Below are 18822 nucleotides of genomic sequence, written 5' to 3'. Positions count from 1 at the left end.
ATTCTAGCTTAGTGTGCTTTAACCTAAAAGAAGTTATAATCGCGGCATTAATATCAAAATTTAGGAAAACCTATGGCAAAGCAAACGAAATATATTTTCGTCACCGGCGGAGTGCTGAGCTCGCTGGGTAAGGGCATTGCGGCGGCGTCGATCGCGACGCTTTTAAAGCACGCGGGGCTTAAAGTGCGCATCCTAAAGGCGGATCCCTATATCAACGTCGATCCCGGCACCATGAGTCCGCTGGAGCACGGAGAGGTTTTCGTCACCGACGACGGCGCGGAGACCGATCTGGATTTGGGGCACTATGAGCGGTTCTTGGATGAAAATTTAAGCCAAGACAACAACTTCACCACGGGCAAAGTTTACAGCTCCGTCATCGAAAAGGAGCGCAGGGGCGATTATCTGGGCAAGACGATACAGGTGATCCCTCACATCGTAGGCGAGATCGTGCGCCGCATAAAAAAGGCAGGCGAGGGCAACGACGTGCTGATCGTCGAGATCGGCGGCACCGTGGGCGACATCGAGGGACTGCCCTTTTTAGAGGCAATCCGCGCGATGAGAGTGGAGCTTGGTAGGGTAAATACGATGAATATCCACCTCACGCTCGTGCCTTTCATCAAGGTAGCAGGCGAGCTCAAAACCAAGCCCACGCAGCACAGCGTAGGCGAGCTGCGCCGCATCGGTATCAGCCCCGATATGATAATCTGCCGCTCCGAAATGCCGCTAAATCGCGCGCTTAAAGATAAGATCGCGCTAAGCTGCGGCGTGGATAAAAACTGCGTCATCGAAAGCCCCGATAGCGCGAGCATCTATCAGATCCCGCTTGCGTTTTTGAAACAGGATATTTTAACGCCGATCGCGGAGACTTTAAACTTAAACAAGCTCGAAGTAGATATGAGCAACTGGGACAGCCTAGTTAAGCGCGTCATCGTGCCTACGAACGAAACCACGATCGCCTTCGTCGGCAAATATATCGATCTGAAAGAAAGCTATAAATCCCTCACCGAGGGGATCATCCACGCGGGCGCGACACTTGATACACGGATAAGCTTAAAGTGGGTAGATAGCGAAAAAATTGAAGCTGCAAATGTGGATGAAATTTTCCGCGACGTAAACGGAATTTTGGTCGCGGGCGGCTTCGGCTCGCGCGGGATAGAGGGTAAAATTTTAGCCATAAACTACGCGCGGGTGCATAAGGTGCCATTTTTGGGCATTTGCCTCGGGATGCAGCTTGCGATGGTGGAGTTTGCGCGCAACGTCTTAAAACTGAAAAACGCCAACTCCTCGGAATTTGACCCGCAGACCGAAGATCCGGTGATCTACCTCATCGACAGCTTTATCGACGCGAGCGGCAAAAAGCAGATCCGCACGCACAAATCCCCTATGGGCGGCACTATGCGGCTGGGCGGCTATGACTGCGATGTCAAAAAGGGCTCGCTTTTGGGTAAAATTTACGGCGAGCAAAAAACCATCCGCGAGCGCCACCGCCACCGCTACGAAGCCAATCCGAAGTACCGCGCCGAGTTTGAAAAGCACGGTCTTATCGTCTGCGGCGAGAGCGACGGGCTTATCGAAGCGGTCGAGCTAAAAAACCATCCGTTTTTTCTGGGCGTGCAGTTTCACCCGGAATTTACTAGCCGTTTAGTGCGCCCAAATCCCGCTATTTTGGGCTTTATCGAAGCATCTATAAAAAATGCTAGGTAAAAATGAGATAAGGGAAATTTTAAAATCGAGATTTGCGGGCGATCGACACAATAAAATTTCTGAAATTCCCTTACCTTGCGAGCTGAAGGATACCTATAAGGCGGCTTTGCGCATAAAAACTGCCATCGAAGAAAACCAGCGCATAGCCGTAGTCGGCGATTACGACGTCGACGGTATCGTAAGCACCGTCATAATGAGCGATTTTTTCAATCAAATAGGCGCGGATTACGTTATCAAGATCCCGAACCGCTTCACCGACGGATACGGGCTAAACAGCGAGATCATAGGCGAGCTTGAGGATGTGGATCTCATCATCACCGTAGATAACGGCACCTCCGCGACGGAAGCCGCCGAAATTTGCGCGCAAAAGGGGATCGATCTCATCATCACCGATCATCACATGCCTCCGCCCGTGCTGCCCAGAGCTTATGCGATAATCAATCCGAAGCAGCCCGATTGCACCTTCCCAAATATCGAAATTTGCGGCGCGCAGGTGGCGTGGTATCTCGTAGGCGCGCTAAAAGAAACCCTCGGCGTGAACTACGATATGGCAAGCTCGATGGATATCCTCATCATCGCCATAATCGCCGATATGATGGAGCTGCGCGATATGAACCGCGCGCTTTTGCGCTTCGGCATCAAGCGGCTAAATAGTTCGAACCGCGCCTGCTTCAAGGCGATCAAGGAGCATTATTTCAAAAAACACTTCGAATTTGACGATATCAGCTACACGATCGCGCCGCTAATTAACTGCACGGGGCGGATGGACGATGCGACGATGTCGTATAACTTTTTATGCGCCAAAAATATCAGAGAGGCAAACCACTACCTAGAGACGATAAATTCGATCAACAACTCGCGCAAAGAGGAGGAGAAAAACCTCTACGACGAGATCGTAAAAAGCGTCGATCCGAGCGACAACGTCATCGTCGTGTGGGGTCCGCAGTGGCACGAAGGGATCATCGGCATCGTCGCAAGCCGCCTAAGCAAGACCTACAAAAAGCCCGCGATCGTCTTTAGCGTGAGCGACTCGCGCGCTAAAGGAAGCGCACGCAGTATCGGTAAATTTGACATTTTAGAGCTGATCTCCTCGCAAAGCGAAATTTTAACGACCTTCGGCGGACATAAAGGCGCTGCGGGCGTGGGGATCGATCCTGCGCTACTTCAGGAGTTTAAGCGGCGCGTAAATGAGCGCATTACGCCCAAAGACCTGAGCGATTTTAGCGCGCAAGACGATCTACTGGGCGAGCTGGACGCGTCGCAGATAGACTTTGAGCTGCTTGAAATTTTAGAATTTTACGAGCCGTACGGGCAGAAAAATCCGCGCCCGCTCTTTTGTATCAAAGGCGCGCGCGCCCGCAATATCAGGGAGATCGGCAAGGAGGGCAAGCATATCAAAATGGCGCTTGATAAAAACGGCGGCAGCGTCGAGGCGCTGTTTTTTAACTACGACTTTTTGCCGCACGCCGGCGAGCGAGTGGACGCGATCTTTACGATTAGCAAAAACAACTTCCGCGGCACGATCACGCCAGAGCTCATCATCAAGGAGCTAACCCCGAGCGAAAGCTAAATTTTAAAATTTAGGCCGGCTTGGCGTACATTTCGCGCCGGACACGGCCTGTAAATTTAACTCTCGATCTACGAGTTCGGCGCACATTGCGCACTCGGCGGGTTTGCCCTACTACAGCGTCCATCTGCTCTAATCGCCCGATATGTATTGCACGCCCGGCGCATTGCCCTATTACAGCGCCTATCTGCTCGACTAGCTTGGCGCGCATTTGCATGCTCGGCGCGACTTTGAAATTTAACGCGCGAGCTATGGATTTGACTTGCGATGCGAGCTCAAGCGTGCGATTTCGGGGCTCGGCACGGCGCGCAAACGCGATGCGTTATTTTCAGCTCCCGCACGGTTTGCAAAACAGACGAAATTTTTGGGCGCGGTAAAAGTAAAATTTAAACGTTTTTGAAATTTTAAAATTTTGCGAGGGCGAGCGGGGGCGGTCTGAAACAGACAGAAGGGCCCTGCAAATGGAATTTCGGATAAAATTTTATGAAGCGGCGGGCGGGCTAAATTTTAAAATTTGACCCGCCCTTAAACTTAGAGGCTAAAAAACCACCACTAAAAACCACTTAAACGGCACCGGCGCGAAGATCGCGTGCGGCAAGCCCGCAGGCATTACGATGCTTTGCCCCGCTTTTACGCGGTGCTTCTGCCCGTCGATCGTGAAATCGCCCTCCCCCTCAAGCACATAAACGAACGCGTCGCCGTCGGATTTGTGCGAGCTGATCTCCTCGCCGCCGTCGAAGGCAAAAAGCGTCATATTCAGCGCAGGATTTTGCGCGAGAGTGCGCGAAATCACCTTATGAGGGGATACTTCGACTAGCGAAGCAAGCTCTACGGCCTTAGCGGCGTCGATATTTTTGATGTGTTGCATAAGCTCTCCTTGAAATGAAATTTGATCGATTGTAGCTAAAATTTAGCAAGCTCGCTTTGATGAGCATCAATCCGGATCCGCGCTGAAAGGATTTTTCAGAAAGATCGGGACGAAATTTATCAGATATAGCGCGACCGCGGCGATGAAAAGCGCCGAGGGGATCATCACGTATAAAATAAAGCTCTCGCCCGCAAAAACGGCTCTTAAAACCCCCGCGAGTAGAGCTAAAACGAGCGCCGCGCGGCTTAGGCGCGGGAAGTTTAGCGGCGAAATTCCGCTGTGGCGCTGGCCGGCGATCATTCCTACGAATAGTATCGCTCCATACATATAGCAGATCGCGATGACGTGCAGCGGCGCGGCAGCGTATCCCCCGCGTATCAGCTCCCAGCCCAACCACGCATAGCCCGCCGCGCACGCAGCCTGCAACGCGTAGTAAAACGCCATATAGTGGCGGCTTAGAATTTCTACGTAGTGCAGCTCGCGAAGTTTCGCCAAAAACAAAAGCCCGATGCCAAGCGCGATAAACCCGCACGTCGCCTCGCTTAAAAAGGGCGTCGCGAGCGCCAAAGCGAAGGCGAGGAAAGCGGCTAAATTTTTGTAGATAAAATTTGGAATAAAAACGGCGTCCTTCAGCCCGCCCTCTCTTAGCGCTTCGTTGCCGATAACTACGCTTATGCGGTAGCTTACGACGGCGATTGCCGCGACGTTGATATGCACGAAGCTAAGCAAAAACTTCTCATCCGCGCTCGCGCCGTAGGCCGCAGAGCAGGCGCAAAACGCCGCTAAGACCGCCAGGATGCTCAAATTATTCGAGTTTTTATCCAGCCACAAAAGCCATGCCGCAAAGATGAAAAATATCGCCCAAAACAGCGCGACAATCGCCGCTGCAAGCCGTAAATTTAAAAAGCTCGCGATAAAAGCCGCGATCAGGCAGGCGGCAAAGGCGAGCGAAACGGGCTTTAGCGAACCCTCGAAGTTCGTCCAATCGGGCAGCGCGGTAAGCAAAAACGCCGCGTAGATGCACGAAGGCGCCAAAAATAGAAAGTAAAACTTATGAGCGCCGACATAATCGATCGCCAGCGCATCCGGCGCTAGGAAGCTAAGCGCGCCCAGCGCCGCAAAAAAGCAGGCGCAAAGAACGAAGGCGCGCATCGGATGGGAGAAAAAATTCCTCGCGCGCTCGTCTTTAAATTTAGGCGCGTAAAAGCCTAGCTCTTGCCGCTGCGCCGGGCACGGCTCGGAATTTTTGAGCTCCTGCGGCGAAACAGGCTCGGTTCCATTTTGCGTGGAATTGGTCTTAAAATTCCGATCGGAATTTTTAATGCTTTGCGAGAAGTTTTGAACAGAACTCGGCTCGGCGCTTCCGCCGCTTTGCAAGAAATCCTGCGCGAAATTTCGATATTTGAAGCTTTGCGCGCGGGCGGATTTGAAATTTTGACTTTGATCGGAGCTTTTAACGCTTTGCAAGAAGCTTAGCAATAAATTCCGTTCGGAATTTTTACCATCCCGCGAGAAGTCCTGAGCGGAATTTTGATTTTTAAATCCTCGCGCAGGCTCCGCCTCCAAATTTCGATCGGATTTTTTGACACTCTGCGAAAGATTCTGCTCGGAGTCCCCAACTCTCTGTAAGAGATCTAGCTCGAAATTTTGCTTGAAATTCTTAGTACTCTGCGGGAATTTCGGCTCAAGATTTCGGTCGTAATTTTTGACGCTCTGCGAGAAACTTGGCTCAAAATTTCGGTCCGAATTCCCGAAGCCTTGCATAGACCCGGCTTCCCTGCCGCGAGCGGAATTTTTACAATTTTGCGCGGGCTCGGCTTCCAAGCTCCAAGTAAAATCTTTAAAATTTTCTGCGAAATCAGGGGCGAAACGTTTGAAATTTTGCGCAAATTCGCAATTTCTGTATCCGAGGTCGGGTCCGCACGGCGCACCGACCGCGCCCTCAGAGAGAAATCCGTGCGTCGCGAGAATTTTACTTTCAGAGCCTAGTCTACGCAGCACCCGGGTCTCGCGCCCAAAACCAGTCAAATTGCGCGGCTCGGCGCTCTTATCGGAATCTTTATCGGCGCGGATTTGCTTTTTTAAATTTACAAATTGCGAGGCGGCGAGGTTAAATTTCTTCAAATTTACGGGATCAAAATTCTTAAAATCGCGCGCGTCGTGTAAATTTAAAAAATTCCGCACCGCACAAAACGTGCCTAGAGCGGGATTTCGCTCGCTACCTAGCCCACTTGCATCGCAAAACAGCGAGCGGTAGGCGCTCAATCTGCATGCATCAAAACCGCAACGCGGAAAGGCGTCTCGGTTCGCGCCAAATTTGCAGTACAAATGGACGCCCTGCTTCGTGCCAACGCGCCGTAAGCAAACGCCTGCATTGAAGTTGCGCTGCGAGCGTCCGCTCATACTAGATTGCAAACGGCCGTTCGTGCTAGAGCTGCGTCGCAAGATGGCACTCGCGCTAGAGCCGCAGTATGTATCGCTGCTAAATTTCGTCGAATTTTGTGCTACAAAACCGCAGCACACTGCGCCATTCAAGAGCACGCTCGCACTATAATCGTAGTTCGCATGGCTGCGCAGTTCGTATTTCGGTACGGCAAAACCACGGCGCCCGGTGTCCTGCAAGAACCTGTGTCCGCCCGCGCCGAAATCGCGACATATAGTACTTTGTAAGAGCCCGTGTCTGCGTATGCCTAGATCGTCGCATCTAGCGCTCGGCAAACGCCCGTGATTGCACACGCATGGATCGCGATACGCACCAAATCTTCGCTTGCTCGCGTCTGGGCCACAACGTAAGTTTAAATTTCGTGCGGAACCTCCCTGTTTGCGCGCATTAAAGATAAAATTTCTACTCATAATAGCTCACTCCCCCAAACTGTTCGCTTACCACGCGCTCTTCGTACCGCTCGTCGCGCGCGCTTAGCGGCTCGTCCAGGCTCACGACGCGCCTAAGCCCCATCCCTTTGGGCTCAAGCTCTATGATCTCGTGGCTTAGACGTGTGGCTTCGAAGCGGTCGTGGGTCACCAAAAGGCAGGCAAGCCCCTCGCGCTCGATCTTTGAAACTAAAATTTCGATCAGCACGCCGCGCAGATCGCGATCTAGACCTACAAACGGCTCATCAAGCAGCGCCAGATCACAGCCGCTAAGGATCGTGCGCAAAAACGCCGTACGCTTTTGCATGCCGCCGCTTAGCTCGCGCGGGAATTTATTCAGATCGCTCGGGCTTAGCCCGATCTTCGCGGCAAGGGCGTAAATTTCGTTCACGCCCGCGGGGCTAAAAATTTCGATATTTTTAAGCGCCGTGAGGTTCGGCAGCAGGCGGTTTTCTTGAAACAAAAAGCTGATTTTTTTAAAGCCGTTTTCGATCTGCCCGCTTTTTTTATCCTCCAGCCCGCAGACCAGCCGCAAAAGCGAGGTCTTGCCGCAGCCGCTGGGGCCAAAAAGCGTCTTTACTGCGCCCTCGCGCAGCTGCAGCGAAAAATCGGAAATTATAACGTCGCGCAGAATTTCATAGCGCAGATTTGAAATTTTTAGCATCATCTGCTCCACGGCATCAGTAAAATTTCAAGCGGCTTGGTCACGAGATAATCGAAAAGCGCCGTAAAGGCTATGACTAGGCACACATACGCCATAACCTCGACCGTATCGATATTTACGCGCGCTTCGGCTATCTTTGCGCCGATGCCGTCGTTCGCGCCCAAAAGCTCCGCCATCACAAGCACCTTCGCGCCGTTGCTGACCGCGACGTAAATCGCGGGAAGCAGCCGCTCGATCAGGTGCGGCGCGTAGAGGTAGCGCAGTTTTTTTAAAATTGAGCTTTTGTAGCTGTCGAAAAGCTCGGTGTATTCGGTGCTCACGCTAGCCATCGCCTGCGCCGCGGACGCAAAAGTCATCGGCGCGACGACGATAACGACGGTAAAAAGCACGCTTGTATCGCCGAAATGAAACCAAAATATCGCAAGTACGATCCAAACGATAGGCGGCGTCGAAAGAAGCACGGTAATTAGCGGGTTTAAAAAGGCTCGCAGGCTTTTAAAATACCCAGCCGCAAGCCCGCTGCAAATCCCCGCAAAAAGCGCGAGGAAGGTGCCTGCAAGCGCGCGCTTAAGCGACAGAGCTAGATCGTTTGCGGCGAAATTTTTTAAAATTTCGCACGCTTTAGAAAAAACAGCCGCGGGCTGGGGAAGAATGAGCGGCCCGTAAGCCTCGCTCGCCACCTGCCAGACGGCTATAAAAAAGCATACCGCGCCCAAGCTCGCAAAGCCGCCCCACAGATAGTCTATGACGTAAAACGCGGGGTTTTGGGCTTTGCGAATTTTATCGATTTTTAACATAGAAAAAACTCGTCCTTAGGCATCGCGCCGCCGATGAGCTTGGGGTTAAATTCCATCAGAATTTCATAAAATTTCAAAAGCTCGTCCTTGATCTCGCTAGGCTTTTTGACGCACAAATTCGACGTATCGATGCTCATAAATATTGCAGGCGGCGGCGCAGGAAAGAAATTCGTTCCGATCGCGGCGGCGCTTTGTTTGTTCGCTTTGATCCACGCAAGCGCGTCTGTCAAATCGGCATTTAAAATTTCAAAATCCGCCTTTTTCGCGGCGTAAAAATCGGTATCTGCGATGATGCCCGCTTGCGGGATGACGGACTTTGCTGAAAACGCCTGCGCCCACATATCGCTTAAATTTGCCCCTCGCTGCACGTCGATGCCCGATTTTTTGCCCTTCAGGACCATAGCGCTTGCTAGCGGCTCGACCGTGATCGCGATGTCGTAGTCCTTGGCCAAAAACAGCTGCGCGCTCTCTGCGGGGCTGGCGGTGTAGTCGATGTTTAGCCCGCTAATGCCCTGCTTTTTCGCTATGGCTCGCACGATGATGTCTAGCATATCGTTTTTAAAAGGCATGACGATCTTTTTGCCCTTCAGCTGAGCAAATTCCGTTATCTTCTCGCCCTTGCTCATCACGAAATTTAGCCCCTCGGTGAGGATATTTACCATGCCAATCTTGCGCCCTTGATTTGCGAGGTTCACCCCCACGTTGCTCGGGCTCATCATAACCTTGTACTCGCCGTTTGCCACGCCCGCGCGCAGCTGATCGGGATCGCGCCAAAGCTCAAGCCTGGCGTCGTATTTTTTGCCGATCTGCCCCTGCATGCACGCAACGCCGATGATGAGGCTAGGCATCGCGGGCGCGCCGTAGATAGCGAAGGCCTCCTTTGCAAAAAGAGGGCTAGCAAGCCCGCTAGCCGCCAACGCGGACGTTAGTTTTAAGAAATTTCTTCTTTGCATCTTCTCCTCTTTTCATTCCTGCCAAACGGCAAGATTTTGATAATCGATGTGCAATTATATCAAAAACAGGAGTGATTCGGTTTGATTAAGCTCAATAGTCCGGTTTTAAATTTTAATGCGCAAAATTCAAAACGTCCCGCAGCGGTAAAATTTTATGCTAAAATGGAGAAAATTTCAATTCAAGGACATAAAATGAGAAGCGACATCATCAAAAAAGGCTATACGCGCGCGCCGCACAGAAGCTTGTTAAGAGCGACAGGGCTAAAGGACGAGGACTTTGAAAAGCCATTTATCGGCGTAGCAAATAGCTTTATCGAGATCATCCCGGGGCACTTTTTCCTCAACAAATACTCCGAAATTTTAAAAGACGAGATCCGCAAAAACGGCTGCGTGCCGTTTGAGTTTAATTGCATCGGCGTGGACGACGGCATCGCGATGGGGCATAGCGGGATGCTTTATAGCCTACCTAGCCGCGAGCTCATCGCAAACTCGATCGAAACGGTTATGAATGCGCACGCCCTGGACGCTCTCGTCTGCATGCCAAACTGCGATAAAATCGTACCCGGCATGGTAATGGGCGCGCTTCGCGTGAACGTGCCGACGGTTTTTGTTAGCGGCGGCCCGATGAAAAAGGGCTACACTAAAAAAGGCGAGCCGATCGACCTATCTACGGCGTTTGAGGCGGTGGGTAAATTTGAAACCAAAGAGATCAGCGCCGAGGAGCTAAAAGAGATCGAGTGCGCCGCCTGTCCGAGCGGAGGCAGCTGCTCGGGGATGTTTACGGCAAACTCGATGAATACGCTGTGCGAAGCGATGGGTATCGCGCTAAAAGGTAACGGCACCGTACCGGCGCTTACGCCGGAGCGCGAGGAGCTTATCAGGCAGGCTGGACGTCGCATCTGCCAAATCGCGCTCGATGAAAAATACAAAATCCGCAACATCGTGAACGAAAAATCGATCCAAAACGCCCTCGTAGTCGATATGGCGATGGGCGGCAGCAGCAACACCGTGCTGCATATCCTGGCTATCGCGCGCGAAGCTGGGGTAAATTTACAGATCGCAGGGCTCAACGAGATCAGCCGCAAGATCGCGCATATCGCCAAAATCAGCCCGAGCCTACCAAACGTGCATATGGAGGACATCGACCGCGCGGGCGGCCTAAGCGCCGTGATAAACGAAATTTCGCGCCGCGACAACGGACTGCTGGACTTAGGCGCGCCGACGGTCACGGGCGAGAGCCTAGGCGAGCGCGTCGGAGCTAGCGCCATAAAAGACGAATCGGTCATCCGCAAGGTCGAAAACGCCTACTCGCAGGTCGGCGGGCTGGCGATTTTATTTGGAAATTTAGCCGAGCAGGGCTGCGTCATCAAGACTGCGGGCATCATCGGCGAGCGCAAATTTAGCGGCAAGGCGATCTGCTTTAACAGCCAAGACGAAGCGATAGAAGGGATCTCAAGCGGCAAGGTAAACAAAGGCGACGTGGTCGTCATCCGCTACGAAGGGCCGCGCGGAGGTCCGGGCATGCAGGAGATGCTAAGCCCAACGAGCCTAATCATGGGGCGAGGGCTGGGTGCGGACGTGGCTCTCATCACGGACGGCAGATTTAGCGGCGCGACGAGGGGACTAAGCGTCGGGCACGTGAGCCCCGAAGCTGCCGAGGGCGGCATGATCGGATTGCTAGAGGACGGCGATATCATCGACATCGACGTGGATACGTACGCGATAAACGTGCGCCTAAGCGAAGCCGAGATCGCAGAGCGCAGAGCTAAATTTAAGCCGATCGAAAAACCGCTGCCGTACCGCTGGCTGCGAATGTATCGCAAGCTGGTAACGAACGCTAGCAACGGAGCGATTTTGGAGGCGTAAGGCGTCTTAAATTTTAAATACGCCGCCGTAAATTTGAGCAAAACTTACGGCGGTTTTATTAAATTTACGCGTAGGCTTTCGGCTCTAAATTTTAAAAATTTAACCTAAGCGAACGCTTGGTGCGTATCAATGTAGGCGCCAATGGGATATTTATTTGAAATTTTACTTATTACGCAAACAAGCCGAGCGAAGCGGAAACCTAAATTTAAACTCTGCACGTTGGCATTTTTAAGTATAAATTTTACTCTAACGTACTTGTTAAAGTAAAACTCTGCCAAGTAGAATTTCAAAATTTACGTGATTACGCCGATAGTGGTATTTAAAATCCGCAAGGTTTTAATAACAAAGCCTCGCGGTGGGTGAAAGCGGAATTTTAATAGTGAAATTTTGTAGATGACGAGGTGAAATTTTGCCGCAAAATTTCAACAAAAAAGCCAGCTGCTCTTGTCATCTATTATTCTACTCGCCAAGTCCTAGAGTGCCACCAGAATTCTTCCGTTTATGCCCAAAATTTACGACGCAAGCGAATTGAAAATAAAAGGCGGCTTTCTAAATTTACAAATCCCTTGGGTCGGCGATCTTGCCTGCGACGGCGCTAGCTGCGGCGACGGCGGAGTTTGCCAGATACACTTCGCTCGTTCTATCGCCCATGCGGCCGACGAAATTTCGATTTGTCGTGCTTACGCAGCGCTCGCCCACGCCCAAAATCCCCATATAGCCGCCCAGGCACGCGCCGCAGGTCGGGTTGCTCACGACTGCGCCCGCCTCGACGAAAATATCCCACAGCCCCTCTTTTTGCGCGGCCAAGGCGATCTTTTGCGTCGCAGGCGTGATGATGAGGCGGGTTTTGCGCGCGACCTTGCGACCTTTTAAAATTTGCGCGGCGATCCGCAGATCGGAGAGCCTGCCGTTGGTGCAGCTACCGATAAAGACCTGATCGACGGCGATGTCATCGCGCACCGCCTCGCGCACGCTCTTGCCGTTGCTAGGCAGGAATGGATACGCGATCACCGGATCAAGCTTGCTAACGTCGATTTCTAAAATTTGCTCATAGTTCGCGCCCTCGTCAGAGTAGTGAAATTTCGGCTCGGCGCGTAAGCTTTTATCCGCCAAAAATTCCTTCGTGATCTCATCGACCGCGACGATACCGCTCTTGCCGCCCGCTTCGATCGCCATATTGCAAAGCGAAAATCTGCTATCCATATCCAGATGCTCCAGCGCGTCGCCGCAGAACTCCAAAGCCTTGTAGCGCGCGCCGTCCACGCCGATAAGGCGGATCACTTCTAGGATCAGATCCTTGCCGTAGATGTGCGGTGCGGGCTTGCCGCAAAAGATCACTTTAATCGTAGGCGGCACTTTGAACCAATTCTTGCCCGTTATCATCGCGAAAGCTAGATCGGTGCTGCCCATGCCCGTCGCAAAGGCCCCCAGCGCGCCGTGGGTACAGGTGTGGCTGTCCGCGCCGATGATGACGTCGCCGGGCACTACGAGCCCCTTTTCAGGCATCAGCGCGTGCTCGATACCCATATCCTTTTCGTCGAAATAGTTTTTCAAATCGTGCTTGTAAGCAAACTCGCGTGAAATTTTAGCTTGGTTTGCGCTCAAAATATCCTTCGTAGGGATATAGTGATCCATCACGATCGCAAAGCCGTCCGGGTTGGCGAGCTTTTTTGCGCCACTAAGCTCAAACTGCTTGATAGAAATCGGCGTCGTGATGTCGTTGCCGATGACCATATCAATGGCGCTTTCGATGATCTGCCCCGCAAAAACCGCCTCACCCACGTGCTCGCTAAAAATTTTCTCCGTGATCGTCTGCTTCATAAAATCTCCTTCGTATCGGTTAAATTTGCGCGATTTTAGCTAAAAAATCATAAATTTTTGCAATTTTATGTATAATTGAGCCGCAAGGAGCGAGACGATGGAAATTTTAGATATTTTTGCAAACCGCAGAAGCGTAAGAAAATACGCACAGGGGCCGCTTGAGGACGAGGCGCTGGATAAAATTTTAAAAGCGGGCCTGCTTGCGCCGTCGGGACGCGCGCTCCGCCCGTGGGAATTCATCCTCGTGCGCGACAAACGAATGCTTGAACGGCTAAGCGCGTGCCGCAGCAGCGGAGCGGATATGCTAAAACAGGCCGCGGCCGCGATCGTCGTGATCGCAGATGAGCAGAAGCAAGACGTCTGGATCGAAGACTGCTCGGTAGCGCTAGGCTACATGCACCTTGCCGCAAGCGCGCTAAATCTTGGCAGCTGCTGGGTGCAGGTAAGATTGCGCGCCGCTGCGGACGGACGCAACTGCGAGGAGTTTTTGCGCGAGGCGCTGGGCTTTCCGCCAAATTTCAAAGCAGAAGCGATATTAGCCCTCGGCATACCGCAGCGCAGCCCGAGCCCGCACGATCTGCAGAAGCTAAATTTAAGCAAAATCCACAAAGAGAAATTTTAACGCGTATGAAGTATCAAAATTTAATTCAAATTTGCGAGTATCTACGCGCCAAACGCTTCCTTTCGCACATTAAACGCGTAGGAGATAACCTTTTTAAAGTTTGCTTCGACGGCGACGAGACGCTGTTTTTTGATATGAATAAATCAGGCTGCAATATCCACGAAAATGACGCTTTTACCGAAGGTAAGGTTTACGCGGCGCCCTTTGACGTGCTACTTGCTAAGCGCTTCGTAAAATCGCGCATCACTTCCGTTAGCGTGCCAGAAAATAATAGAATTCTATGCCTTAGCGTAAGCCAAAACGCAATCTACAAAACCCAAAGCTCAAATATCTACTTCGAATTTACCGGGCGATTTACCAACGTAATAATCACCGATGAAAACGATGTGATTTTAGAGGCACTGCGGCACTTCGAAACGGAATTTAGACAGATCAAGGTAGGAAGAAAACTCCGTCATCTGCCGCCTGCAAATATTAAAGAAGCCCCCGTGCCAAAAATTTCGGACTTTAGGACATTTTTTCGCGCGGAATTTAACGCGCTAAATGCGGATCGCTTAAACTCACTCAAATCAGCAAAAATCACGGCACTAAATAAAAAGCTAGACTCGGTGCACGAAGCTCTAAGCTCTTTGCAAAGCAGCGCCGAACTACTGCGAAGCGCCGAGCTTTTAAGTGCAAAAGCTGCCTTGCTAAAGGAAAATATCTATAAAATTCCAACCAGCGCGCGAGAATTTACGCTGCAAAACAGAAACGCTCAAGCGGTAGAATTTAAGCTGCAAAAACCTGCAAGCGCCGCTTTGGGCGAGCTTTACTCCGAGGCAAAGCGTCTGCGCCAAAAGGCTGCAAATATACATATCGAAGAGCAAAATTTAAAGGAGAAACTCGCGTTTTATGAGAATTTAAAATCGCTCATTCTTGCCACACAGGATGCACACGAGATCGAAATTCTAATGCCTAAGCGCACGCAAACTAGGCAAAAAAGCAAGGAAAAAAATAGCGAATATGTAGCGAGCTTTTATCTCGGGGGTTTTAAAATAAGCGTCGGTAAAAACGAAAAAGGCAATGAGTTCTTACTAAAAAATAGCTCCAAATCCGACTATTGGTTTCATCTTAAGGATATTCCAAGCGCCCACGTCATCGTAAAGACAAATAAACAAAGTCTAAGCGAAGAGGTGATCGAATTCGCCGCTAAAATTTGCGTTAGCTTCAGTGCAAGCGGCAGCGGAAAATATCTCGTCGATTACACCAAACGTCAAAATGTCAAAATCAACGAAGGTGCTTTCGTAAACTACGTAAATTTTAAAACAATCAGCGTTTTAAAGCCGTAATAAGCGAGCTTGCAGTATAATTATTCAAAATAAATTCCAAGGAAATTCTATGAAGCAAAGAATAATCACGGCAAGCATTTTACTCGCCGTATTTTTAGCTCTAATTCTTATAAACGCCAGGTGGCTAAATTTCGCCGTATTTGCGCTGATACTCGTGCTTGCATTTTTTGAAAGCCTCAAGTTATGGGGTCTGGAGGAAACTAGCAAAAAGTGGCTCGCGCTAGCAATCGCGTTTTTTGCGCTGCTACCATTTACGCAGACCGATGAGCCTTTCGTCTCAGCACTAAAAGTTAGCATCCTGATGATCCTATGCGTCGCCTCTGTCGTGGCCTTTACCAAGGGCCCTAGCCTAAAGATCACGCTTCCTTTTATCTATCCCGTTGCGCCGATATTTTTTATGTGGGCGGCTTATGATGATTTCGGGGAAGTTTTTCACTTCGTTTGGCTGATCTTTATTATCGTAGCTAGCGATAGCGGCGCATATTTTATCGGAAGAGCCTTCGGCAAAACTCCGCTAAGCGCTAGCTCGCCGAATAAAACCGTAGAAGGCGTGCTAGGTGGTCTTGCACTCGCGCTTATCGTTAGCCTCATTTATGCGCGCATCTTTACCAATATGCCGCCGCTTGAAATTTTAGGAAAAACCATCATCATAGCAATTTTTGGCGTATTCGGTGATCTGTTTGAGAGCTACCTAAAACGCGCGGCGGGTCTTAAAGATAGCGGCGCGCTCTTTCCCGGGCACGGCGGGATCTTAGACCGCATCGACGGCTATATGTTCGGCGCGATCGCGATGGCGATAGTCTATTCATGGTAGTTTTAGGTTCCACGGGCTCTATCGGCACAAACACCCTAGACGTAGCCGCTCGCAGCGGCAGTATGATCGAAGCGCTTAGCTGCGGGCGCAATATCAAGCTTTTAAACGAACAGATCGCAAAATTTCACCCAAAGTTCGTCTGTATCGCGGACGCACAGCAGAAAAGCGAGGTAGATCACGAGCGCGTATTTTGCGGCGCGGATGGAATTTTGCAAATGCTTGCAGAGTGCAAAAGCACGACCGTGGTAAACGCTCTTGTAGGCTTTGCGGGTATGATGCCTAGTCTAAAAACCCAAGAGCTCGGAAAGAGGCTGTGTCTCGCCAACAAAGAAAGCCTCGTCGTCGGCGGGAAATTTCTGCAAACGGATAAAATTTACCCGATCGACAGCGAGCATTTCGGACTGAAATTTTTACTTAGCAATGCCAAAATCCCCGTTTCGCGCCTAATCATCACGGCTAGCGGCGGCGCGTTTTATGACGTGCCGCTAACGCAGCTGGGTTCGCTCACGCCGCAAAACGCCCTCAAGCACCCCAACTGGAAGATGGGCGCGAAGATCACGATCGACAGCGCCACGATGGCGAATAAGCTCTTTGAGGTGATCGAGGCGTTTTGGCTCTACGGCACGCGCGAGATCGATGCGCTTATCGAGCGCACCTCGCAGATCCACGCGCTGGTCGAATTCGCAGACGGCTCCACGACGGCGCATATTAGCAGGGCTGACATGCGCCTAGCTATCGCGCACGCGCTGCTTGGCGGTGACGTACGGGAGCAGATCACTGCGCCCGTGGATCTGTACGCGCTACGACCGATAGAATTTAAGCCGATCGACGAGATGAAATTTCAAATCTTTACCCTCAAAGACGCGCTGTTAGCAAACCCCGATCTCGGCGTCGTCATCAACGCCGCGAACGAAGCGGGCGTAAATGCGTTTTTGCAGCAGCGGTGCCGCTTCACCGACATTGCGCGTGTCGTGCTAAAGTGCGTGGAGAAATTTAACTCGCCTAGCGTGACGGATGCAGAAGCGCTTGTAGCGGTGGATGCGAGCGTACGAGCGTATGCAAACGAACTGCTGAAATAAGTTTTTCCAATCACGGGATTTATGCTACAAGTTGAGCTTGGCGGCAAATTTCACTGCGCACGGCTCGCGCAAGCAGCCGTAAAATTTAGCGGCTCTAAAACAGCGTGCGCCTATTGCGCCGTATCGGGCGCAGATTTATGCTGTGCCGTAAAGTTGCGCCATTAAATTTAATAATTAGAGGTTGGGCGTGGATATTAAAACCGTCATAGAGTTAGAAAAGCAGCGCAAACGGCTTAAGAAAAGTCGCAAGCTTTGGAAAATTTTAAGTTATCTCGTAGCGTTTGCGGTTTTCGGTCCTATGCTTGCGCTCGCATTGATAATCATCTTTCTTAATTTTCCAAAACTCGATCTCAGCGTAGAAAGTTTATTTCTTTTAGTCGCGTCTATTTTAGCAATAATCAGTACGAGAGATGAATTTTACGAGTGGATTTTCGAGCGCAAAACCGAGCGATTTTTGATGCGCTACAAAGAGCTTTATCTCAAGCCCTATATCGAGAGCCTGGGCTTTTCGTATAAAATGGGCGCACTTTTTCAGGAAAAAGAGGTAAGGGCAAGCGAGATATTTGACGGATTTGATAGATTTCGCGCGGATGATCTGGTTTGCGCGAACGTGGACGGAGTGGATTTATGTTTTGCGACATAAGGCTGGAAAAGGATGTCGGTACGGGAATTCCATTTATTTTTAAAAATAATTATGCCGCATTTTTCGAAGGACCCTTTTTCGTGGCAAATTTTAATAAAAAAATCCGTTCCGACGTTTTTGTCTTCTCGAATACGACACTGCCGCCGTCCGAGTTGCGGCACAAACTACTGGGTGGTCGCGAAATCCCGATAGATAACGCGGACTTCAATCAAAATTTTACGATTTATGCAAACGACGCAATGACGGTTATGTATGTTCTGACGCCCGCGCTGATGGAGAAAATTTTATCTCTTAAACAGCTCGTGAAATCGAATATCTCGCTGAGCTTCAAGCAAAATAAAATTTACATCGCGATAGCTCGAGGCGCCGATAGTTTCGAGCCGAGCCTGGATCAGCCGATACTTAATGCCCGCATCGCAAAGGATATCAAGGCGGATCTGGACGCGATGCTGCAAATCGTAAAAATTTTAAAGCTGAATGAAAAATTTAGACGTCTTAGCCAGGTGCAAGGCGGAGCGAGGCGAGCGAGCAAAATAAGACAGGGCAAGGCAAGGCGAGTAGATGAAACGAGGCGGGGTGAAGCAAAGCGACTAGATAAAACAAAGTGGAGCAGAATAGGCTGCTGGGGCGAAACACGCGAGCGTCGTGCAAGCGCGATAAAATTTCACGCGGGATTGCGAAATTTTAGTAATGGGATGAAATTCCGCGTGGGATTGCAAATTTTAGTAGCGGGATAGAATTTCGCGCGGGGTTTCGGCAATATCGTGAAATTTCGCGTAGAATTCGACGGGGTTTTACGTCGCGGCGAAATCTTGTATAGAATTTCGGCGGAATTTCACGAAAAGTTAAAATTTGCTTGCTATTGAGAGATTTTTTTGATATACTGCCGTTTCTTTTTGGCCCCGTAACTCAGTTGGTAGAGTGTCACCTTGACATGGTGGAAGTCGTTGGTTCGAGTCCAATCGGGACCACCATTTAAGCTATCTTTAAGTTTTAATCACTTCTTTTTACTTCTTTTTAATTCCCATATATAGGTGCCTATCTTGCATCACGATTATTTTTCTTTCCTTTTATTTTTGTTTGTAATCTAATTACTTCCAAAAAATAAGTGTTTTATTAGGGGCCTTTCAATTGCAATATCAAAGCCTAACAAATCGAGAATTTTAAAATTTATAAAATTAAAGGAGGAGCAATGAATAATCTAAAACTCATACAAAACTGGTAC

Annotated in this window: 15 protein-coding genes and 1 tRNA gene; 10 read left to right on the top strand and 6 right to left on the bottom strand. The window is 50.3% G+C overall.

Annotated features, from left to right (window positions below; all coding sequences use genetic code 11):
- The first annotated feature begins 72 nt into the window (after nt 1-72).
- Nucleotides 73-1704 carry a CTP synthase gene (locus KH703_RS07795; protein WP_304295328.1) on the top strand — a complete coding sequence of 544 codons (1632 nt, stop codon included), beginning with the start codon at nt 73-75 and terminating at the stop codon, nt 1702-1704.
- Nucleotides 1694-3274, top strand: coding sequence for a single-stranded-DNA-specific exonuclease RecJ (recJ, locus tag KH703_RS07790; RefSeq protein ID WP_304295327.1), 1581 nt, complete (start codon nt 1694-1696; stop codon nt 3272-3274). The genes KH703_RS07795 and recJ overlap by 11 nt, the downstream gene beginning before the upstream one ends.
- Before the next feature lie 535 nt (nt 3275-3809).
- On the opposite strand, the gene KH703_RS07785 is transcribed toward recJ, so the two are convergent.
- The 5 genes from KH703_RS07785 to KH703_RS07765 form a co-directional block, all read right to left on the bottom strand.
- Nucleotides 3810-4139 (bottom strand): cupin domain-containing protein, encoded by a 330-nt coding sequence (locus KH703_RS07785; protein WP_291939008.1) that lies wholly within the window; start codon nt 4137-4139, stop codon nt 3810-3812.
- A 66-nt stretch (nt 4140-4205) separates the two neighbouring features.
- Nucleotides 4206-6992 (bottom strand): NnrS family protein, encoded by a 2787-nt coding sequence (locus tag KH703_RS07780; RefSeq protein ID WP_304295326.1) that lies wholly within the window; start codon nt 6990-6992, stop codon nt 4206-4208.
- Nucleotides 6985-7674 (bottom strand): ATP-binding cassette domain-containing protein, encoded by a 690-nt coding sequence (locus KH703_RS07775; RefSeq protein WP_304295325.1) that lies wholly within the window; start codon nt 7672-7674, stop codon nt 6985-6987. The genes KH703_RS07780 and KH703_RS07775 overlap by 8 nt, the downstream gene beginning before the upstream one ends.
- On the bottom strand, nt 7674-8471 hold the full coding sequence (locus KH703_RS07770; protein ID WP_304295324.1) for an ABC transporter permease: 798 nt from the start codon (nt 8469-8471) through the stop codon (nt 7674-7676). The genes KH703_RS07775 and KH703_RS07770 overlap by 1 nt, the downstream gene beginning before the upstream one ends.
- Entirely contained in the window at nt 8465-9424 is a 960-nt protein-coding gene (locus tag KH703_RS07765) for an ABC transporter substrate-binding protein (RefSeq protein WP_304295323.1), read from the bottom strand. The genes KH703_RS07770 and KH703_RS07765 overlap by 7 nt, the downstream gene beginning before the upstream one ends.
- 192 nt (nt 9425-9616) lie before the next feature.
- Between KH703_RS07765 and ilvD the strand changes: the two genes are divergently transcribed.
- Nucleotides 9617-11290 carry a dihydroxy-acid dehydratase gene (ilvD, locus tag KH703_RS07760; RefSeq protein WP_304295322.1) on the top strand — a complete coding sequence of 558 codons (1674 nt, stop codon included), beginning with the start codon at nt 9617-9619 and terminating at the stop codon, nt 11288-11290.
- A gap of 555 nt (nt 11291-11845) precedes the next feature.
- Here ilvD and KH703_RS07755 read toward each other — a convergent pair.
- A complete protein-coding gene (locus tag KH703_RS07755; protein ID WP_304295321.1) occupies nt 11846-13111 on the bottom strand; it encodes a 3-isopropylmalate dehydratase large subunit in 1266 nt (421 codons plus the stop codon).
- Between the two features lie 97 nt (nt 13112-13208).
- On the opposite strand from KH703_RS07755, the gene KH703_RS07750 reads away from it, so the two are divergent.
- The 7 genes from KH703_RS07750 (at nt 13209) to KH703_RS07720 (ending at nt 18571) form a co-directional block, all read left to right on the top strand.
- Nucleotides 13209-13733, top strand: coding sequence for a nitroreductase family protein (locus KH703_RS07750; RefSeq protein ID WP_304295320.1), 525 nt, complete (start codon nt 13209-13211; stop codon nt 13731-13733).
- A 5-nt stretch (nt 13734-13738) separates the two neighbouring features.
- Nucleotides 13739-15061, top strand: coding sequence for an NFACT RNA binding domain-containing protein (locus tag KH703_RS07745; protein WP_304295319.1), 1323 nt, complete (start codon nt 13739-13741; stop codon nt 15059-15061).
- A 49-nt stretch (nt 15062-15110) separates the two neighbouring features.
- The gene (locus KH703_RS07740) at nt 15111-15875 is read left to right on the top strand and encodes a phosphatidate cytidylyltransferase (protein WP_005872778.1); all 765 of its coding nucleotides are present in this window, start codon (nt 15111-15113) and stop codon (nt 15873-15875) included.
- Nucleotides 15869-16954: a 1-deoxy-D-xylulose-5-phosphate reductoisomerase gene (gene dxr, locus KH703_RS07735; RefSeq protein ID WP_304295318.1), complete on the top strand. Its 1086-nt coding sequence runs from the start codon at nt 15869-15871 to the stop codon at nt 16952-16954. Before KH703_RS07740 ends, dxr begins: the two co-directional genes overlap by 7 nt.
- 187 nt (nt 16955-17141) lie before the next feature.
- Nucleotides 17142-17597 (top strand): hypothetical protein, encoded by a 456-nt coding sequence (locus KH703_RS07730; protein ID WP_304295317.1) that lies wholly within the window; start codon nt 17142-17144, stop codon nt 17595-17597.
- Entirely contained in the window at nt 17582-18334 is a 753-nt protein-coding gene (locus KH703_RS07725) for a DUF3137 domain-containing protein (RefSeq protein WP_304295316.1), read from the top strand. The genes KH703_RS07730 and KH703_RS07725 overlap by 16 nt, the downstream gene beginning before the upstream one ends.
- Nucleotides 18335-18495: 161 nt before the next feature.
- Nucleotides 18496-18571: transfer RNA gene (locus KH703_RS07720), tRNA-Val, on the top strand.
- Nucleotides 18572-18822 lie beyond the last annotated feature (251 nt).

It is taken from the genome of Campylobacter gracilis (assembly GCF_018374135.1).
Classification (GTDB): Bacteria; Campylobacterota; Campylobacteria; order Campylobacterales; family Campylobacteraceae; genus Campylobacter_B; species Campylobacter_B gracilis_A.
Note: the sequence above shows the minus strand (reverse complement) of the source record. Positions and strands in the feature narration are given on the sequence as shown.

Excerpts from the sequence above, each read along its gene's own strand:
- KH703_RS07740 (WP_005872778.1), top strand. The coding sequence starts at position 15,111 with ATGAAGCAAAGAATAATCACGGCAAGCATTTTACTCGCCGTATTTTTA.
- KH703_RS07785 (WP_291939008.1), bottom strand. The coding sequence starts at position 4,139 with ATGCAACACATCAAAAATATCGACGCCGCTAAGGCCGTAGAGCTTGCT.
- ilvD (WP_304295322.1), top strand. The coding sequence starts at position 9,617 with ATGAGAAGCGACATCATCAAAAAAGGCTATACGCGCGCGCCGCACAGA.
- KH703_RS07750 (WP_304295320.1), top strand. The coding sequence starts at position 13,209 with ATGGAAATTTTAGATATTTTTGCAAACCGCAGAAGCGTAAGAAAATAC.
- KH703_RS07795 (WP_304295328.1), top strand. The coding sequence starts at position 73 with ATGGCAAAGCAAACGAAATATATTTTCGTCACCGGCGGAGTGCTGAGC.
- KH703_RS07780 (WP_304295326.1), bottom strand. The coding sequence starts at position 6,992 with ATGAGTAGAAATTTTATCTTTAATGCGCGCAAACAGGGAGGTTCCGCA.
- KH703_RS07745 (WP_304295319.1), top strand. The coding sequence starts at position 13,739 with ATGAAGTATCAAAATTTAATTCAAATTTGCGAGTATCTACGCGCCAAA.
- KH703_RS07725 (WP_304295316.1), top strand. The coding sequence starts at position 17,582 with ATGTTTTGCGACATAAGGCTGGAAAAGGATGTCGGTACGGGAATTCCA.
- dxr (WP_304295318.1), top strand. The coding sequence starts at position 15,869 with ATGGTAGTTTTAGGTTCCACGGGCTCTATCGGCACAAACACCCTAGAC.
- recJ (WP_304295327.1), top strand. The coding sequence starts at position 1,694 with ATGCTAGGTAAAAATGAGATAAGGGAAATTTTAAAATCGAGATTTGCG.
- KH703_RS07765 (WP_304295323.1), bottom strand. The coding sequence starts at position 9,424 with ATGCAAAGAAGAAATTTCTTAAAACTAACGTCCGCGTTGGCGGCTAGC.
- KH703_RS07775 (WP_304295325.1), bottom strand. The coding sequence starts at position 7,674 with ATGCTAAAAATTTCAAATCTGCGCTATGAAATTCTGCGCGACGTTATA.
- KH703_RS07770 (WP_304295324.1), bottom strand. The coding sequence starts at position 8,471 with ATGTTAAAAATCGATAAAATTCGCAAAGCCCAAAACCCCGCGTTTTAC.
- KH703_RS07755 (WP_304295321.1), bottom strand. The coding sequence starts at position 13,111 with ATGAAGCAGACGATCACGGAGAAAATTTTTAGCGAGCACGTGGGTGAG.